This window comes from Psychrobacter sp. Arc29 (genome assembly GCF_041431175.1).
Lineage (GTDB): Bacteria > Pseudomonadota > Gammaproteobacteria > Pseudomonadales > Moraxellaceae > Psychrobacter.
Map to the genome: position 1 here is coordinate 178953 of NZ_JASMRR010000006.1, position 15725 is coordinate 194677.

General features: G+C 42.3%; 15 protein-coding genes. 12 read left to right on the forward strand and 3 right to left on the reverse strand.

What is annotated here, in order from left to right; genetic code table 11:
- Positions 1-336 precede the first annotated feature (336 nt).
- The 3 genes from lpxB (at position 337) to QO189_RS09860 (ending at position 4048) form a co-directional block, all read left to right on the forward strand.
- Positions 337-1671 (forward strand): lipid-A-disaccharide synthase, encoded by a 1335-nt coding sequence (lpxB, locus tag QO189_RS09850; RefSeq protein ID WP_371532598.1) that lies wholly within the window; start codon positions 337-339, stop codon positions 1669-1671.
- 4 nt (positions 1672-1675) lie between these two features.
- Positions 1676-2551 (forward strand): ribonuclease HII, encoded by an 876-nt coding sequence (locus QO189_RS09855; protein WP_371532599.1) that lies wholly within the window; start codon positions 1676-1678, stop codon positions 2549-2551.
- Positions 2552-2800: 249 nt separating this feature from the next.
- A complete protein-coding gene (locus QO189_RS09860; protein ID WP_371532600.1) occupies positions 2801-4048 on the forward strand; it encodes a CAP domain-containing protein in 1248 nt (415 codons plus the stop codon).
- Between the two features lie 120 nt (positions 4049-4168).
- On the opposite strand, the gene QO189_RS09865 is transcribed toward QO189_RS09860, so the two are convergent.
- On the reverse strand, positions 4169-4834 hold the full coding sequence (locus QO189_RS09865; RefSeq protein WP_371532601.1) for a DUF924 family protein: 666 nt from the start codon (positions 4832-4834) through the stop codon (positions 4169-4171).
- Positions 4835-4933: 99 nt separating this feature from the next.
- Between QO189_RS09865 and QO189_RS09870 the strand changes: the two genes are divergently transcribed.
- From QO189_RS09870 to QO189_RS09880, 3 genes are all read left to right on the forward strand, one after another.
- The gene (locus QO189_RS09870; RefSeq protein WP_371532602.1) at positions 4934-6175 is read left to right on the forward strand and encodes a carboxynorspermidine decarboxylase; all 1242 of its coding nucleotides are present in this window, start codon (positions 4934-4936) and stop codon (positions 6173-6175) included.
- A 298-nt stretch (positions 6176-6473) separates the two neighbouring features.
- Complete coding sequence (locus QO189_RS09875; protein WP_371532603.1) at positions 6474-7748, forward strand: saccharopine dehydrogenase NADP-binding domain-containing protein; 1275 nt, start codon at positions 6474-6476, stop codon at positions 7746-7748.
- Between the two features lie 211 nt (positions 7749-7959).
- On the forward strand, positions 7960-8511 hold the full coding sequence (locus tag QO189_RS09880) for a ParB N-terminal domain-containing protein (protein WP_371532604.1): 552 nt from the start codon (positions 7960-7962) through the stop codon (positions 8509-8511).
- Positions 8512-8577: 66 nt separating this feature from the next.
- Here QO189_RS09880 and htpX read toward each other — a convergent pair whose 3' ends face one another.
- On the reverse strand, positions 8578-9492 hold the full coding sequence (htpX, locus tag QO189_RS09885; RefSeq protein WP_371532605.1) for a protease HtpX: 915 nt from the start codon (positions 9490-9492) through the stop codon (positions 8578-8580).
- Between the two features lie 352 nt (positions 9493-9844).
- On the opposite strand from htpX, the gene QO189_RS09890 reads away from it, so the two are divergent.
- Together QO189_RS09890 and QO189_RS09895 are read left to right on the forward strand one after the other, a co-directional pair.
- Positions 9845-10657, forward strand: coding sequence for a PhzF family phenazine biosynthesis protein (locus tag QO189_RS09890; protein ID WP_371532606.1), 813 nt, complete (start codon positions 9845-9847; stop codon positions 10655-10657).
- A 6-nt stretch (positions 10658-10663) separates the two neighbouring features.
- Positions 10664-10996: a YnfA family protein gene (locus tag QO189_RS09895; RefSeq protein ID WP_371532607.1), complete on the forward strand. Its 333-nt coding sequence runs from the start codon at positions 10664-10666 to the stop codon at positions 10994-10996.
- A gap of 75 nt (positions 10997-11071) precedes the next feature.
- Here the strand turns inward: QO189_RS09895 and QO189_RS09900 are convergent, their stop codons facing one another.
- The gene (locus tag QO189_RS09900) at positions 11072-11194 is read right to left on the reverse strand and encodes a hypothetical protein (protein WP_021815223.1); all 123 of its coding nucleotides are present in this window, start codon (positions 11192-11194) and stop codon (positions 11072-11074) included.
- A gap of 362 nt (positions 11195-11556) precedes the next feature.
- Between QO189_RS09900 and QO189_RS09905 the strand changes: the two genes are divergently transcribed.
- The 4 genes from QO189_RS09905 to miaA are packed head-to-tail and all read left to right on the forward strand — an operon-like array spanning position 11557 to position 15724.
- Positions 11557-12192 carry a 6-pyruvoyl tetrahydropterin synthase family protein gene (locus tag QO189_RS09905; protein WP_371532608.1) on the forward strand — a complete coding sequence of 212 codons (636 nt, stop codon included), beginning with the start codon at positions 11557-11559 and terminating at the stop codon, positions 12190-12192.
- The gene (gene tsaE / locus QO189_RS09910; RefSeq protein WP_371532609.1) at positions 12192-12722 is read left to right on the forward strand and encodes a tRNA (adenosine(37)-N6)-threonylcarbamoyltransferase complex ATPase subunit type 1 TsaE; all 531 of its coding nucleotides are present in this window, start codon (positions 12192-12194) and stop codon (positions 12720-12722) included. The genes QO189_RS09905 and tsaE overlap by 1 nt, the downstream gene beginning before the upstream one ends.
- A 49-nt stretch (positions 12723-12771) precedes the next feature.
- Positions 12772-14508: a DNA mismatch repair endonuclease MutL gene (mutL, locus tag QO189_RS09915; protein WP_371532610.1), complete on the forward strand. Its 1737-nt coding sequence runs from the start codon at positions 12772-12774 to the stop codon at positions 14506-14508.
- 52 nt (positions 14509-14560) lie between these two features.
- Positions 14561-15724: a tRNA (adenosine(37)-N6)-dimethylallyltransferase MiaA gene (gene miaA, locus QO189_RS09920; RefSeq protein ID WP_371532611.1), complete on the forward strand. Its 1164-nt coding sequence runs from the start codon at positions 14561-14563 to the stop codon at positions 15722-15724.
- Position 15725 lies beyond the last annotated feature (1 nt).

The window sequence follows — 15725 nt, forward strand, 5'->3', positions numbered from 1 at the left end:
TAGTTATACTTACACATGATTAAGGTTATATTTGAATTCGCAAATGCACGTTTGGTATTTCGTTTTTCTGTCTATTAATAAGGATGAATTAAGTACTGGATGCTCAACGCTCAGTTTTTATGCGTGAATTTAGCTATTTCTATCATCGTCACGTATGATAGCGACCGCGACGGCTTTATGATCACACACTAAAATGATTGCACACTAACACATGAATGCCAAAAAATAGGCACAGATAAAATGTGTATGTGATCAATCTCTATCATTGACTGACTGTGTTATATTTTACAACAACGATTTATTTTATTTGTATATCTTTAATATTGAGAGCTTGTCATGACAGATTCTGCTACGTCTCATCCACATACTGATTCCATCAGCCAAACAGAGACGAATTTTAATAAACCCAAAACGACTACCACGCCGCTAGTGATAGCCATTGTCGCGGGTGAAGTGTCAGGTGACAGTTTGGGCGCAGATTTTATGCAACAGATGAATAATCTGCGTGATGACATCGTCTGGGTAGGCGTGGGTGGCACTAAAATGCAAGCGCAAGGATTGCAAAGTATTTTCCCATTAGAGCGTTTGGCAGTGATGGGACTGGTTGAAGTCATGGCACAGCTACCAGATTTGCTCAAAGCACGCCGCGAGCTATTGAGTGCGTTTAAGACAGCCAATATCGATTGGTTTGTCGGTATTGATGCACCTGATTTTAACCTACGGGTCGCTAAGAAACTCAAGCCACAAGGCGTGTTCTGTGTGCAATATGTCAGTCCTTCTATTTGGGCATGGCGTGAGTCGCGTATACATAATATTAAAGCGGCAACTGATTTGGTATTGTGCCTATTCCCATTTGAGCTACCGGTTTATGAACGCCATAATCATCCGGCGATCTGTGTGGGGCATCCGTTGCTACGAACCATTGATCAAGCATTGATAGACACGCCAATCAATCAGCGCCGTAGCGAGCTGGTCTGGCAAAATGATGGTCTGCAGCAGTTTTTTATTGAACGGTTTGATGATGTCAGCCAGCTTATCTGCGTGATGCCGGGCTCTCGGCGTGGCGAAATTACCGCTATTTTGCCATTGATGCTTGACGGCATTCAAAAACTCATACTACTAGATCCAAAGCTGTGTTTTATCATTCCAACAGTTGATCAAAATCACCAATATATTGTGCAAGAAGTCATTGACCAATGCTCAGAGCAACTGCGGGCGGCTATCGTCGTCGTTTATGATGATACTCAGCCAGAGTTTAGTCAGCATGCGATGGCAGCGTCAGATATCGTGATGCTAGCCTCTGGGACAGCAACGCTGGAAGCGATGCTGCTTGAGCGTCCAATGGTGGTGGTTTATCAATTGAATCAGCTCACTTATCAAATTGCCAAACGTCTGGTAAAAGTGCCTTATGTGGCACTGCCTAACATATTGGCTAGTGCGCCGATTGTACCTGAGCTTATTCAAGAGCAGGCAAGTGGGGATAATATTTGTCGTACAGTGATGCGTTTACTACAGCCACGTGCTTATGCTGAGCAATTAAAAGATCTGTTGGAGACAAAACACACGTTGCAGCAGCAAAGTAACCATGAGCCGGCAAATAGCGTAATTGAGCAATATTTTATGAGCGATAGTAATGCTTCCAATCCTACCCAACCTAGAAAGACTTTTTAAGATTATGCAAATTCAACTTAGCACAGAAAACCTAGGCCAGATAATTGACGTCAATATTGATCATATCGATGTCAAAGGGCAATATGTTCAATTGGCGGCGCCTATACGTTTATATGGACAGTTAAATACCTCCAAGCTGTTTGCTCAATATGAACGCGATGAAGTGCAAAGCTCAAAACAGTCAATATTAAAAATTGGCGTTGATGAAGCAGGACGTGGACCATTACTAGGCAGTGTCAATGTGGCCGCTGCGATATTGCCTTCGACTTGGTCAGGATTGATTGAGGAACAACCACTCAAAGACACGCCATTGTCGATACTGACAGATTCCAAAAAGCTGAGTGAAAAAAAGCGCGATCTTCTTTATCCATTGGTACAGCAGCATGCAGTCGGTTATATCATCGCTGATATACCAGCAGCCGTTATCGACCAAGTTAATATTTTGCAGGCTACCATGCTCGGTATGCGGTTATGCACCGAAGCTTTGCTAGAAGCAGTTTTTAAATATCTTTCTAAAACTAAAAGTCTTACCAGCACATCACTTGATAAATTACAGGTAGAGGCGTTGTTTGATGGTAATCGTTGTCCTGAGCTGAATACGGCTAAGATTGAAGCGATGGGTATCTTACCATCGGACATTGACTGTCAAGCATGGGTGAAGGGTGATGCACGTCATATCAGTATCGCAGCGGCTAGTATATTGGCAAAAGTGAGCCGTGATGAAACCATGTATGCTCTTGATATGCAGCATCCAGAATATGGTATTGCCAAACATAAAGGCTATCCAACTCGCGCACATATGGAAGCCATTGAGAGACATGGTGTCTTATCAGCACATAGGCGCAGTTTTGCACCAGTGAGAAAGGCATTAGATAGCTAATCTTAAATGGCAGTATTTTGTCTAAAAATCGTCTAATGATAAAGATTTAATGTACCAGCAGAAAGGAGCTATCTACCTATGTTAACAAATAGACAAATTTCCAGAAAAATAACGAGCGAAAGTTTATAAAATGTAATATAGTATGTTGCTATTGGTATAAAATGCTGTTAAATCAATGACTAAGATTTTATTTTGAGTTTTATTCTCACTATGAATTATATATATTACTATTTTATAGGATAAGAAATGATGGCTAATACCCCTCAAAAGAACCTTGCTGTAGTGCTTTTCTTAGCGGTATTTTTAACGGCCTGCGGTGGTGGCGGTGGCGACTCTGATAATGGTTCTGCATCTAACGAAACACCGAGCCAGCCACAAGAAGCAGTTGTTTCAGAACCAATGACTTCAGCACCAGTAACAGCGACGCCTGATGAGCAGGATAGTGAGCCAAGCGATAGTAATCCCATTAATGAAAGCAACGTGCCAACTGAGAATAATCCACAAGCAGCCTTAAGTGCTAATAATCAATTCAGTCTTGCAAGAACCAGTTGTGGCTTAGGTGGTTTATCTGTTGATACGGCGCTTGATGATATTGCGATTAAGCACGCAAACTATATCAAATACGTATTTACTAATAGCACACCGACCAGTTTCAATGCGCATGTCGAAAATGAAATCAGCGATATTGCTAGTGTGACAGGTAGCAATAACCCATTCTTCGGTGGCTTAGATTTTTCAGATCGCTTATTAAACGCAAAATACAGCAACGCACAATATGGCGCCACAGAAAATATTGCTCAATCTGTCTATTACAGTTCAGCAGGAAGCTTTCTGAAAACGGATGTGGTCGCAACCTCAATGGCCAAGTCCTTATTGGCAGCACCCTATCATTTGCGTTCATTGATGCTACCCACCTCAAGCGTTGTTGGCTCAGGCATGGTTTTATATAAACCTGATGCCAAAAATCCAGCTCTTAATCAAGGTTATGTATTGGTTAGCCATGCCTCAGCGACTAGAGCGACCAGAGATAAAACCATGTCAGGTGTTTTTACCTATCCCTGTCAAGGTGTGACTGATACAGTAACTGCTCTGTATAATGAGTCGCCAAACCCTGTTAGAGGGACGGGTCGCGATTTGCGTACCGATCCTATCGGACAGCCGGTTTATGTGAGTCTGCCATCAGCGACCAAGATCAAAGTAAGCAACATCAAGTTCCGAGATACTCAGCGAAATACTAATGTACCGATTCAGTTGATCGACTTTGATAACGATCCGTATGTGAACACCAACTACGCATTACCAGCGAATGAAGCATTTATTTTGCCATTGACTGACGCACTAAAAAGTTGTGGTGAAGTCGCTCGTACAAAAAATCAAAGCAAGCAATGTGGTCTCTATGGCGATACTCAGTATCAAGTGAGCTTTGATATCTTGATTGATGATAAAAACTTAGAAAGTAAGTCATTCACTTTTACGACCGGTAAGGTAAATTATTAGTTAAGCCATTTAATCAATCGTACAAGCAAAAGGGCTGAACCAGATAACTGGTTCAGTCCTTGTTTTATATGAAGACACTATAAAAATGTGACAAAGTAAGCAGACTGAATAAAATCTACTTTAAAATGAAGAGTTCGGCTGTTGCAAAAAGGCTTTTTCATCCTCAGTTGATTTGCGCCCTAGTACCTCATTACGATGTGGGTAACGCCCAAATTGATCAATAATTTCTTTATGACGATATTCAAAATCTAGGGTGGTTTCATCATTCAATTGCTGAAATAGGGGTAGATAACGGTCGTGAATCAGCGCTGATTCAGAATGCATAAACGGTATAATCATAAATCGACGCCACTGCATCGGTAAAGTATCAAAGTATGGCTGCTGAATGGCTTCTTGTGCTAAGACTAATGCCATACCGTCTTGGGCAAAAGCACAGGCTTGTTTGCGACATAGGTTTCGTGAAAACTGATCTAAGACAATGATTTCTGCCAGTCGCCCTGCTAGCGCTGTTATTGAACTATTGCCATCCAATGAGGACTCTGCGAGGCACCATTTAACGCATTCACCTTGCTTTGCTGCCTGCCAAATATCACCAAAATTATCCTTTATCTGCTTATCAAAACGATTGTTTTGTTCAAACCAACACGCTTCATTATCTTTATCAAACCAAAAATCCAATACTGCACGCGCATCCGGATCGAGATAGGTCAAATCTATACTTTTTGGATCGAGTTGAGAGGCATGGGATCGACTGGCAGAGGTGGAATAATCGGTTGAGAGTGCCATAAGATATTCTAATTATGATGGATTTAGTCTACTATAGCGCAAATATTTATATCTGTCTGTCAAGATACCAACAGCAGAGTGTCTATTAGGTAACCTATTATGAATGTAAAAAATCTAGAGAATTCTATCAATGCGACATTGCCACCAACGCCTTACTATGTGCTTGATGAAGCAGCTATCGTTGCCAATATGAAAATCATTGCTCGCCTATGTGAGCTGTCTGGTGCAAAGGCATTATTGGCACTAAAATGCTTTGCTACATGGGGCGTATTTGATGTGATGCAGCCTTATCTACATGGCACGACTTCGTCTTCACTTAACGAAGTCAGATTGGGCTATGAGACCTTTGGTAATAATACAGATGCTGATAGCCAAGATAAAAAAGAAACGCATGCTTATAGCGTTGCCTATAGCGCAGATGAAATCCCTGAAGTATTGAACTATGCGGATAAAATCATCTTTAACTCAATCTCACAGCTAACTGCTTTTAAAGATCAAGCGGCAGCGCAAGGTGTTCCAGTAGGCTTACGATTAAATCCAAAAACCAGCAACTCATCATTTTTGATTGCTGATCCTGCACGTCCGTTTAGTCGCCTTGGTGAGCATGACAAAGATAAAATCGCAGCGGTACTTAGTGATATTACTGGGGTGATGATTCATAACAATTGCGAGAATGACAGCTTTGAAGCCTTTAGTGAAAGCTTGGCTGATATCGAAGCTAGATTTGGTGATATCTTAGTGCAGCTTGAGTGGGTGAGCTTAGGCGGCGGTATCCATTTTATCGCGCCTGACTATCCACTAGAGAAACTGGCTGCACGTTTGAAAAAATTTAGCGAAACTTATGGTGTGCAAGTCTATCTTGAGCCAGGCGAAGCAAGTATCCATGGCGCGGGCACGTTGGTGACGACGGTGTTAGACACCATGCATAATCAAAAAAATCTCGCCGTCGTTGATGCTTCTATTGAAGCACATATGCTCGACTTGCTTATCTATCGTGAGTCAGCACCGATTGCTGCGATCAATAATAGTCCTGCCGATATTGCGCCTATTGGCAATCCTGCAGAAACTGCACCGTCTGAAGCCAATGCTGAGTCAGCAGACCATACCATTATTTATGGTCGTTCTTGCTTGGCAGGTGATATCTTTGGTGAGTATGCATTACCGAGTAATCTTCAGATAGGCGATAAGATTGCCTTTGGCAATGCTGCCGGTTATACGATGGTCAAGAAAAACTGGTTCAATGGGGTCAATATGCCAGCGATAGTCATCCACCGTTTGGATGGCAGTACTGATATCCAGCGTGAGTTTGACTATGAGGAATATAAAGCCAGCCTATCTTAAGGTGTAGCCTTTAAGACTACGCTATTGTCGGGTTTTTGTATTTTTAATGATTAAAAAACAAAGGCTGAATCTGTATTAGTAGGCATTTTAGTATCTCTACTTTTTATACATATTTTTTACCGATAAGGGAATAAAAATTGTTATAATCGCGTCGGGCAAATACTAGAGTGGTATCTGCCCGACGGGTGCGTGGGTTTTCCTCGGTCTTCCTTTTTAATTCACGCATATCATTCACTCGTTTTTGTTTTGCATAGCCGCGATCAACGGTATCGACAGGGACACAAAGGAGGATTGTTCATTGAACACAAACCAACAAGCCAAATCTAACAAAAAAGACGTACTCATCATCGGAGCAGGCGGTGTCGCTCAAGTGGTCGCGCATAAATGTGCGATGCATAATGATGTGCTTGGCGAGATCCATATCGCCTCACGTACCAAAGACAAATGCGATGCCATCGCGCAGAGCGTAAAAGAAAAAGACAGCTTTAAACAGGCTGCGGTCTTGCATACGCATCAGGTCGATGCAATGGACAGCCAAGCACTCGTGCAGCTGATACAAGACACAAAAATACAAATACTCATCAATGTTGGCTCGGCATTTATCAATATGACCGTACTAGAAGCCTGCATTGAGACAGGTACTGCCTACATAGATACGGCTATTCATGAAGATCCACGTAAGATTTGTGAGACGCCGCCGTGGTACAACAACTATGAGTGGCAACGTAAACAGCGCTGCGCAGACAATAATGTCACAGCTATTCTAGGCGCAGGCTTTGATCCCGGTATGGTCAACGCTTATGCACGCTTGGGCTATGACATGATGGATGCAGGATCTGTGACTGATATCGATATCATTGATATCAATGCGGGCAGCCATGGCAAATACTTTGCGACTAACTTTGACCCAGAGATCAACTTCCGTGAGTTCACCGGTACGGTTTATTCTTGGCAAGACAGCAAATGGCAGTCTAACAAAATGTTTGAAGTCAAACGTACGGATGATTTGCCAGTTGTGGGCGTGCAAAACAGCTATCTGAGCGGTCATGACGAAGTGCATTCATTGTCAGCCAATCTAGATGTACCAAACATTCGCTTTTGGATGGGCTTTGGTGAGCACTACATCAATGTCTTCACCGTTTTACAAAGCTTAGGATTGCTTTCTGAGCAGCCAGTGACGACTGCTGAAGGCCAAGAAGTTGTGCCGTTGAAAGTTGTTAAGGCGGTACTACCAGATCCAAGCTCGCTGGCACCAGAATATACAGGCAAGACCTGCATTGGTGACAAAGTCAAAGGCAAAATCAATGGCGTTGAGACGGAAGTGTTTATCTACAATGTCTCAGATCATAAAGACGCTTATAACGAAGTGGGTAGCCAAGGTATTTCGTATACCGCAGGCGTGCCACCTGTTGCTGCTGCAATACTAGTCGCGACTGGCGAATGGGATGCAGGCAAGATGGTCAATGTCGAAGAGTTAGATGCTAAGCCATTTATCAATCTGCTCAACAAGATTGGTATACCAACGCGTATCAAAGATAGCGAAGGCGATAGAGCGCTTGAGTTTGATATTTAAATAACGAGTTTGATCGAATAAAAAGCCCATTTCTTATAGATGGGCTTTTTTGTGTTTGACTGTATTGTAAAAAAGAGAAGCTTGATTCACTATTTTTATGGGATGATTAGATACTACTAACGAGGATCAAGAGCTGAGTATTTTCAAGGTTGATCTATATAATGAACAAAATTTATGACAGTTCGTCTGGCATTGAGAAATAGAATTAAATATGGATATGAATGAGATCATTGACAATATTTTTGCCGATAACGCAAATGAAACTTTAGAAAGTTATCGTTCTAAAAAGATACTACATTCAAGAATATCAAGCGAGGCAAATCAGTATATAGAAACAGATTCTTCAGATTGGCCACCTATCACCTTTAATTGGGACTTATCAAAAGAAGGTCAACGCTTCTCTTTAGATGGTGAGAATGAATCAAATTTTAAAATTCACTATCCAGAAGGTTTTATATTAGGGAAAGTAGAGTTGCATGCCTTAAATAGTAAACTATGTCATTTTAGCCGTAGGGATAAAGGCGAGCTGTGGACGGTAGGGCATAAAAGTAGGTTGGCATATTTGATTGTCTACTTATCTGAAAAAAGACCTATATCGCCGCCACTGGTAAAATCTCACCTTATGGGAGAGGTTATGTTAATGGGCGGACATCACCGATATGCTATTGCAAAAGAAATAGGGGAGAAGTATATTCCTATTTATGTAGAGCCAAAGTATAGGAAAGAAATCGATAAAATCATGGAAATAGATTGGCTTAGCTAGAGTAGTGAGATACGCACTGTACTCTACATCGTTATTCTAATGATATCGTAGCTATACTTTACTCCATCATCCCTCACTAGGATTATATTCTCTCAATGCCGCAATACGATCATCTAGCGTTGGATGTGAGCGGAATAAATTTGCAATACTAAAGCCTTGAGATTGTCCAGACGAGATTGCAAACGCTTTCATGCTCTCAGGCATTTGATCCGGTCGCTGTGCAGAAGGACGCAACGCGTCAAGCGCACTGATCATTTTTTCGCGGCTGGCAAGCTTTGCGCCCATTTGATCCGCACGGAATTCACGTAAGCGTGAGAACCACATCACAATGGCAGACGCCAAAAACCCAAGCAAAATATCCATCACAATACTGGTGATAAAGTAACCAATACCGGGGCGATCACTGGTATTTTTGAACACAGTACGGTCCACGAAGCTACCGATAATGCGTGCAAAGAACATCACAAAGGCATTGACCACACCTTGAATGAGGGCGAGGGTTATCATATCGCCATTAGCCACATGACCAATCTCATGCGCCAATACCGCTTCGACTTCATCTTGATTCATATTCTGTAGTAGACCAGACGACACTGCCACCAGCGCTTTATTTTTATTCCAGCCAGTCGCAAAGGCGTTTGGCTGCGAATTGTTAAAAATACCAACCTCAGGCATACCGATGTTTACCGCTTGCGCTTGTTTTGCCACTGTATCGACCAACCATTGCTCAGTTGGGTTACGTGCGGATTCTATCACCACCGTACCTGTGGATTTTTTGGCCATCCATTTTGACAGAAATAGCGAAATCATTGAGCCGACCATACCGTAGATACCGCACATAACTGCAAGACTGACATAATTTAGCCCACCTGCCGTGTATACACCGCCAATCCCAAAAAATCTGGATAGTATCCCAAACACAACGCTAAAGACCACGATCACGGCCAAGTTGGTCAATAAAAATAATCCAATACGCATCATGACGCTAATTTCCTATTTAAAGTGTCGGTATGGCCTAGATAGGCGGTTATCTAAGAGGTTTGTTTGCTATGATAGATTTTACTGGGGTTTTGTGTGTCATACTATTTCAATATTGTCAAAATGCGAAAGTAATTATGTTGTCCTAGCTATAGCGAGGTTTTTTGAGATAATTAGCGAACTAGGTATATATTAGCTCGTTGCCAAGACTGGTTAGCTACAGTACAACATCACCGAAACTATTGCCTATTGATCTAAGTATTAAGTTTTGGTCAACTATTTCTTATTTTGATTTCTCCGAAGATAATGACGACCAAGATTAATCTTTAAAAAATTATAAAAATGAGAACATCCCATGCAACTAGAAATAAATATTATAGACGCCTTTACGGATACTTTGTTTAAAGGTAATTCCGCTGCAGTTATTGTGACAGATGAATGGTTAGATGATGCTTTGATGCAGTCTATCGCGCTTGAAAACAACTTGTCTGAAACGGCTTTTATCGTTGTTGATGACAAAGGTTTTTATCATATTCGTTGGTTTTCACCATTGACCGAAATTGACTTCTGTGGTCATGCGACTTTAGCCGCTGCCTATGTATTGTTTAATAAAAATTCAAACGTACAGTCGATTAACTTTTCAGCCAAAGCGGTTGGTATTTTGACAGTCGCAAAAACAGATTCTGGTAAAATGCAAATGGATTTTCCCAATAGAATGCCTGAAAAAGTCGATGACATTCCTGATAGTTTATTAGCAGGTCTATCCATTGCACCTGCTGAAGTCTATCGCAATACTCAAGCATATTTTGTCATCTATGACTCTGAAACTGATGTATTGAATGTCGCGCGTGATAATGAGACATTGAAGCAGCTAGCGCCTTATGATGTGGTAGTAACTTGTGTGGCCACCTCAGAAAAGTATGAGGATTATGATTTTATCTCTAGATACTTTTGGCCAGCAAATGGCGGTGACGAAGATCCAGTAACAGGTTCGATCCACACTGGGCTTGCACCTTTATGGGCGAAGCGTTTAGCCAAAAATGAATTAGTCGCTTATCAAGCATCCAGTCGCGGCGGTGTGCTTGACTGTACGGTGGCAGGCGATAGAGTGCTTATTTCTGGCAATGCTGTACCATATCTGACTGGATTTATCACGGTCGAGGAGTAGATGGATTTGACAGAATTAAAGACCGTTGGGCTTTTTGCGCTTACTGCATTGGCTGAGATTGCAGGGTGTTATCTGCCTTATCTATGGCTACGAGAAGGCAAGCCTATTTGGCTGCTGATACCTGGCGCGCTGAGTTTGGTGGCTTTTGTCTGGCTGCTGTCATTACATCCCACTGCTGCGGGTAGGGTCTATGCGGCGTATGGTGGCGTTTATATATGTATGGCGATTTTATGGTTGTGGACGGTCAATGGGATACGACCAACCATGTGGGACATAGTGGGCTCAGTAGTTGCACTATTAGGAATGGCGATTATTATGTTTGCGCCGCGCAGTGCCTAACGAAAAACGAGTGGCCAACTCAAAAAAATGCCAATCAAACCATTAGGTCAGATCGGCATATTGATATGAGAAATATTAATGTTTACCTAAAATACTACCATTGTCGTCTTTCTTCGCTTGTTTCGCTGCTTTCTTTTCTTTTGCTGTCAGAAGCGGCTTCTTTTTGACGTTCTTTTTACTGTCTTGACCTTTACTCATGGTATTTTCCTCTTTAGATAATGCATATAGCTCTTCAAGCCCAATTAAGTTGACTCAAGGAGATATGGTTACGACTAACATAGCCGTTTATTAAATCGAGTATAGGCTTAAGTACTAGTAATAGATAGTACTCGCACAATCCGCCTACGATTCATTTTTTGTGCTTTTTCTTTTAGCCAAATCATTGTTTTAGTCAAGCCATGCACCAACTGATTCGTTCAATCAATCATGGTATTCATAAGTGCTTACTTACGGATACATGGCGATTTGCTATAATGAGCCATAAACCGATTAATCAATGCGGCAAATTCTTATTTATTAACATTTGGCACCATCGTGCTCACTGTTTTGGTCACCTTATTATGCGTATACGTAAACTGTTCAAATTTGAAAATGCTCACATCGTTCGCAATTGTAGCTCTGAGCGTTGTAAGCACTCCATCCATGGTCACAGCTACCAGATTGAGCTGATTTTAGAAGCCACCCGTCTAGACCATGGGCAAATGGTTTATGATTTTGGGCTACTAAAATCTTCGATCAAAGACATTATCGACAGCTTTGATCATGCGATTTGTTTTTGGAATAAAGATGATCCTGAATATGTCGCAGCGTGTAAGAAGTTTAGCGCACGTTGGATCAGCCTACCAGTATCTCCGTCAGCAGAGCAGTTTTCACGTGTGATATTTTTCTGGGCGCAAGAAATACTGCGCCAGACGCAAATGCAAAATGGTGAAGCGGATGTCAGTGTTTACTCAGTGATTGCTCATGAAACGGCGACGGGTTACGCGCAGTGTTTCGCCGATGATGTGGCAAACGAGCAAATGGGCAAGCTGGTTTTAGAGGATTTTGAATTTAGTAAACAAGTTCGTGCTGAATGGACGGACTCTGATCTGTATGCCAAGCTTATTCGCGGTGAAAGCTTCACCAATCCAACGGTGACTATGCAGGTACAGACAGGGCAGGTACAGACAGAGCAAGCACAGGCAGGTTCAGACTGATGCATAACGATCAATCAATAGAAAGTAGTGACATTGTGCAAACTTTGATACTGAACTTTGAGCAAGATACACAGTTATTGGCTAAGCAACTGGCAGCATTGCCGCTGACGGGTAGTGTGTGGCTGGCAGGGGATTTGGGCGCTGGCAAGACCACTTTAACGCGTTACTGGTTGCATGCTCTCGGTCATACTGGTGCGGTGAAAAGCCCAACGTATACCTTGGTTGAGCCTTATAGCATTGAACAAAGCAATGGCACGATTAAGCCTGTTTATCATGCAGATTTATATCGTCTGCAAGATCCAGAAGAGCTGTCTTTTATTGGCTTTGATGAGTATCTAGATGAGCCTGAAGCACTAGTCATTATTGAATGGGCGAGCCGTGCTGATGGTTATCTACCGATGCCAACTTTGTTTATCGATATGATACAAGTTGAAAACGATGATAAAGGTAATGAAGCACGCCAAGTGATACTGCAGTTATCGAAGACAGTACAAGCACAAGGTATAGATTTAACAAACTTGCAAATCTGAACAGTGCTTACCAATGCGCTCTAAACTTTCCAAAACATGACAGTCAATAATGCCAGATAGCCATGCCTATACCCGTATCAAAAAACTATCACCGCTGCTGATCAATCAACTAGCAGCAGGTGAGGTCGTGACACGTCCAGCAGCGGTCGTCAAAGAGCTGCTTGAAAATGCCATTGATGCAGGTGCTACCAATATTGAGATACGTATTACTCAAGGTGGCATGGGTATGATTGAAGTGGTGGATAACGGTGTGGGTATTCATCCTGATGATATGGTGATGGCGATTACTCGTCATGCGACTAGCAAAGTCGCTGATGTTGCGAACTTGCACGGTATTACAACGCTAGGTTTTCGCGGTGAAGCATTAGCAGCGATGGCTGCTGTGTCTCGTTTGAGCTTAACCAGCAGTCATGATGATAGTGGTATTGGCCGTCAATTGCAGGTGGCTGGTGTATTAGATGATACGCCGAAGCTCACACCCGTTGTTCATAATCGTGGCACAACAATCATAGTCAAAGACTTATATTTTAATGTACCTGCCCGCCGCGGTAATTTAAAATCTATTGCCACTGAATTTGGCCATATCGAAACGATCGTCCGTGAAGTCGCACTGGCGCGAGCCGATGTTGCACTGACGCTTTTCCATGACAACAAAAAGCGCTTGTCATTAACTGCAAGTGCATCGAGCATCGCTAATAATGATGCCAGCCACCTCCCATTGGCACGCTTAGAACAAGCGACTGGTATGTCGTTGACGGACAATGCGTTAGCAGTCTCGATAGATTTGTCGAGTCTTGTGCAGTCGTCTGTAGAGTATGGCAATAGCACGGTTAATCAGGCAGCAATCAGTGGCTGGTTATGGCCGATGACTGATGAGCAGATAGCATTACCAAAGCTAATTTATGTGAATGGCAGGCTAGTAAAAGAAGCATTGATTAGCAGTCAGATACGTCAACTGGCTCAGAGTGCACAGTTAGCAGGTGTGGGGTATGCGCTTTATTTTGATTTGCCAACCCAGTGGTTAAATGTCAATGTACATCCATCGAAGCAGCGTATCAAAATCAGTCCGCTAAACAACATCATGGCTCACTTAAGCCTTGCGATTCGTTCACAGCTGAAAATAGTCAATGCTACGCCAAAGACTGCTAGCCCCGATAATTCAGAAGTGTCAAAAAAAGATGTCTGTATAGATAATTTGTATGACACGCATGTATCCAATGATATGCCTACAGAGCACAAAAGACAGAGCAGGCAAGTACAAGCTCCTAGGCAGTCATATCAATCTGCTTCAAGCAAACCGTTTTCAAATAAGTCGCCAGCTCAAGAATCAACACCATCTTATGTCGATGAGCTGTTACAGCAAAGTATCAACAGTTCGTATCGTTCATCCGATGCGCCTACAATTTCATCCTTACCAATCTGCTTGGATATTATTAATGATGCAGAGGCTATTGGTATCGACTCAACCGCAGCTGATAAAAACCTACCTTGGTTCTTATTTTATCATCAAGGGCAATGTCTATTAATAAGTGCTAAAGACTGGCAGTCAAAGGTCAGCCGATTGTTTGAGTCATCTATATTTAGCAATAAGGCATTTAAAAAAGACAAAATGCCAAACAGTGCTATGGAGATCAATCATCAGCTTATTCGGGTCGATTCACAAATGTCGGCGCAGGACTCGATGGTCTTTGTCGTAGACCTCGCTGATATACTGACAAGAAATGCGATCAAAATCTTGGACAGTCATCGTTTAGTCACACTAATGTTATCTTCTACATCCGAATAAATATCAAGCCGACTACTATTTTAGCCAACTACATATTGAGAAAGGCAATTCTATGCAACATTCGTCTGATAGCGTATCTAAAAATCTGTCGGATAATAGTGTCGTGTGTCTGATGGCGCCAACTGCTAGCGGAAAAACAGCATTGGCATATGAACTATACGATACAGGTCGTTTTGAGCTAATTTCTGTGGATTCAGCACTGATATATCGTGATATGAATATTGGTACCGCAAAACCAACAGCAGATGAGTTAACGCGTTATCCGCATCATCTGGTTGATATTATTAATCCTACGCAAAGCTATAGTGTTGCTGAATTTGTCAATGATGTAGCACGTCTTATTGATGAGTGTCATGAGCGCAAAAAGATACCGCTGTTAGTAGGCGGTACTATGATGTACTACATGGCGCTACTCGATGGCCTGTCTCCAGTACCTGATAGCGATGACAGCGTACGTGCACGTGTAGAACAATGGCGCCAAGATGAAGGTATTAATGCCTTATATGACTATCTGAATAGTATTGACCCGATAAGCCATCAGCGTTTGAATGCCACCGATACTCAGCGTATTACTCGCGCGATTGAAGTCTATTTGCAGACAAATAAGCCGATCAGTGAGTGGCAGCGTCAGCCAAAACAAGCGTTAGCACATAATCCAGAGCAGCAGTGGCACGCGCTATCAGTGATGCCTGATCGTCCATGGTTGCACCAGCGTATTGAGCAGCGTCTAGATATTATGTGGAATGAAGGACTAGTAGAAGAGGTCATCAGCTTACTTGAGAAGTATCCACTAACGCCTAACATGCCCTCGATGCGCTGTGTGGGCTACCGTCAAGTACTAGAGTATCTGGTCCATATTGACCATGAAATATTTGATAAGCAGCATTTAGATAAAACCCAATTTTACGAAGCTTTTGTAGTACCTGACAGTCTCACGGGAGAAAATGAAGCACAAAATAGTGATGCTCAATTAACTGCTCAGTCAATCTTGTTAAACCCTGAGACCGAGGCGCTTGCTTGTCAGGAAATGCAAAATAAGGCATTATATGCTACAAGGCAGCTGGCAAAGCGTCAGTACACATGGTTGCGAAAAGTAATGCAGCTCCCTAATGCCTCTTCAACATTGGCAATGGGGTCTGATAGTACTGCTACTAATAACACCATAGCACTAAAAACATTTGCGACGATGGAGCAGGCAAGAAATTATCTGTATTGAA

Bases quoted from the DNA above. Each gene is read 5' to 3' on its own strand.
- QO189_RS09860 (WP_371532600.1), top strand. From the start codon at position 2,801: ATGGCTAATACCCCTCAAAAGAACCTTGCTGTAGTGCTTTTCTTAGCG.
- QO189_RS09855 (WP_371532599.1), top strand. From the start codon at position 1,676: ATGCAAATTCAACTTAGCACAGAAAACCTAGGCCAGATAATTGACGTC.
- miaA (WP_371532611.1), top strand. From the start codon at position 14,561: ATGCAACATTCGTCTGATAGCGTATCTAAAAATCTGTCGGATAATAGT.
- QO189_RS09900 (WP_021815223.1), bottom strand. From the start codon at position 11,194: ATGAGTAAAGGTCAAGACAGTAAAAAGAACGTCAAAAAGAAGCCGCTT.
- tsaE (WP_371532609.1), top strand. From the start codon at position 12,192: ATGCATAACGATCAATCAATAGAAAGTAGTGACATTGTGCAAACTTTG.
- QO189_RS09880 (WP_371532604.1), top strand. From the start codon at position 7,960: ATGGATATGAATGAGATCATTGACAATATTTTTGCCGATAACGCAAAT.
- htpX (WP_371532605.1), bottom strand. From the start codon at position 9,492: ATGATGCGTATTGGATTATTTTTATTGACCAACTTGGCCGTGATCGTG.
- lpxB (WP_371532598.1), top strand. From the start codon at position 337: ATGACAGATTCTGCTACGTCTCATCCACATACTGATTCCATCAGCCAA.
- QO189_RS09890 (WP_371532606.1), top strand. From the start codon at position 9,845: ATGCAACTAGAAATAAATATTATAGACGCCTTTACGGATACTTTGTTT.
- mutL (WP_371532610.1), top strand. From the start codon at position 12,772: ATGCCAGATAGCCATGCCTATACCCGTATCAAAAAACTATCACCGCTG.
- QO189_RS09865 (WP_371532601.1), bottom strand. From the start codon at position 4,834: ATGGCACTCTCAACCGATTATTCCACCTCTGCCAGTCGATCCCATGCC.
- QO189_RS09905 (WP_371532608.1), top strand. From the start codon at position 11,557: ATGCGTATACGTAAACTGTTCAAATTTGAAAATGCTCACATCGTTCGC.
- QO189_RS09870 (WP_371532602.1), top strand. From the start codon at position 4,934: ATGAATGTAAAAAATCTAGAGAATTCTATCAATGCGACATTGCCACCA.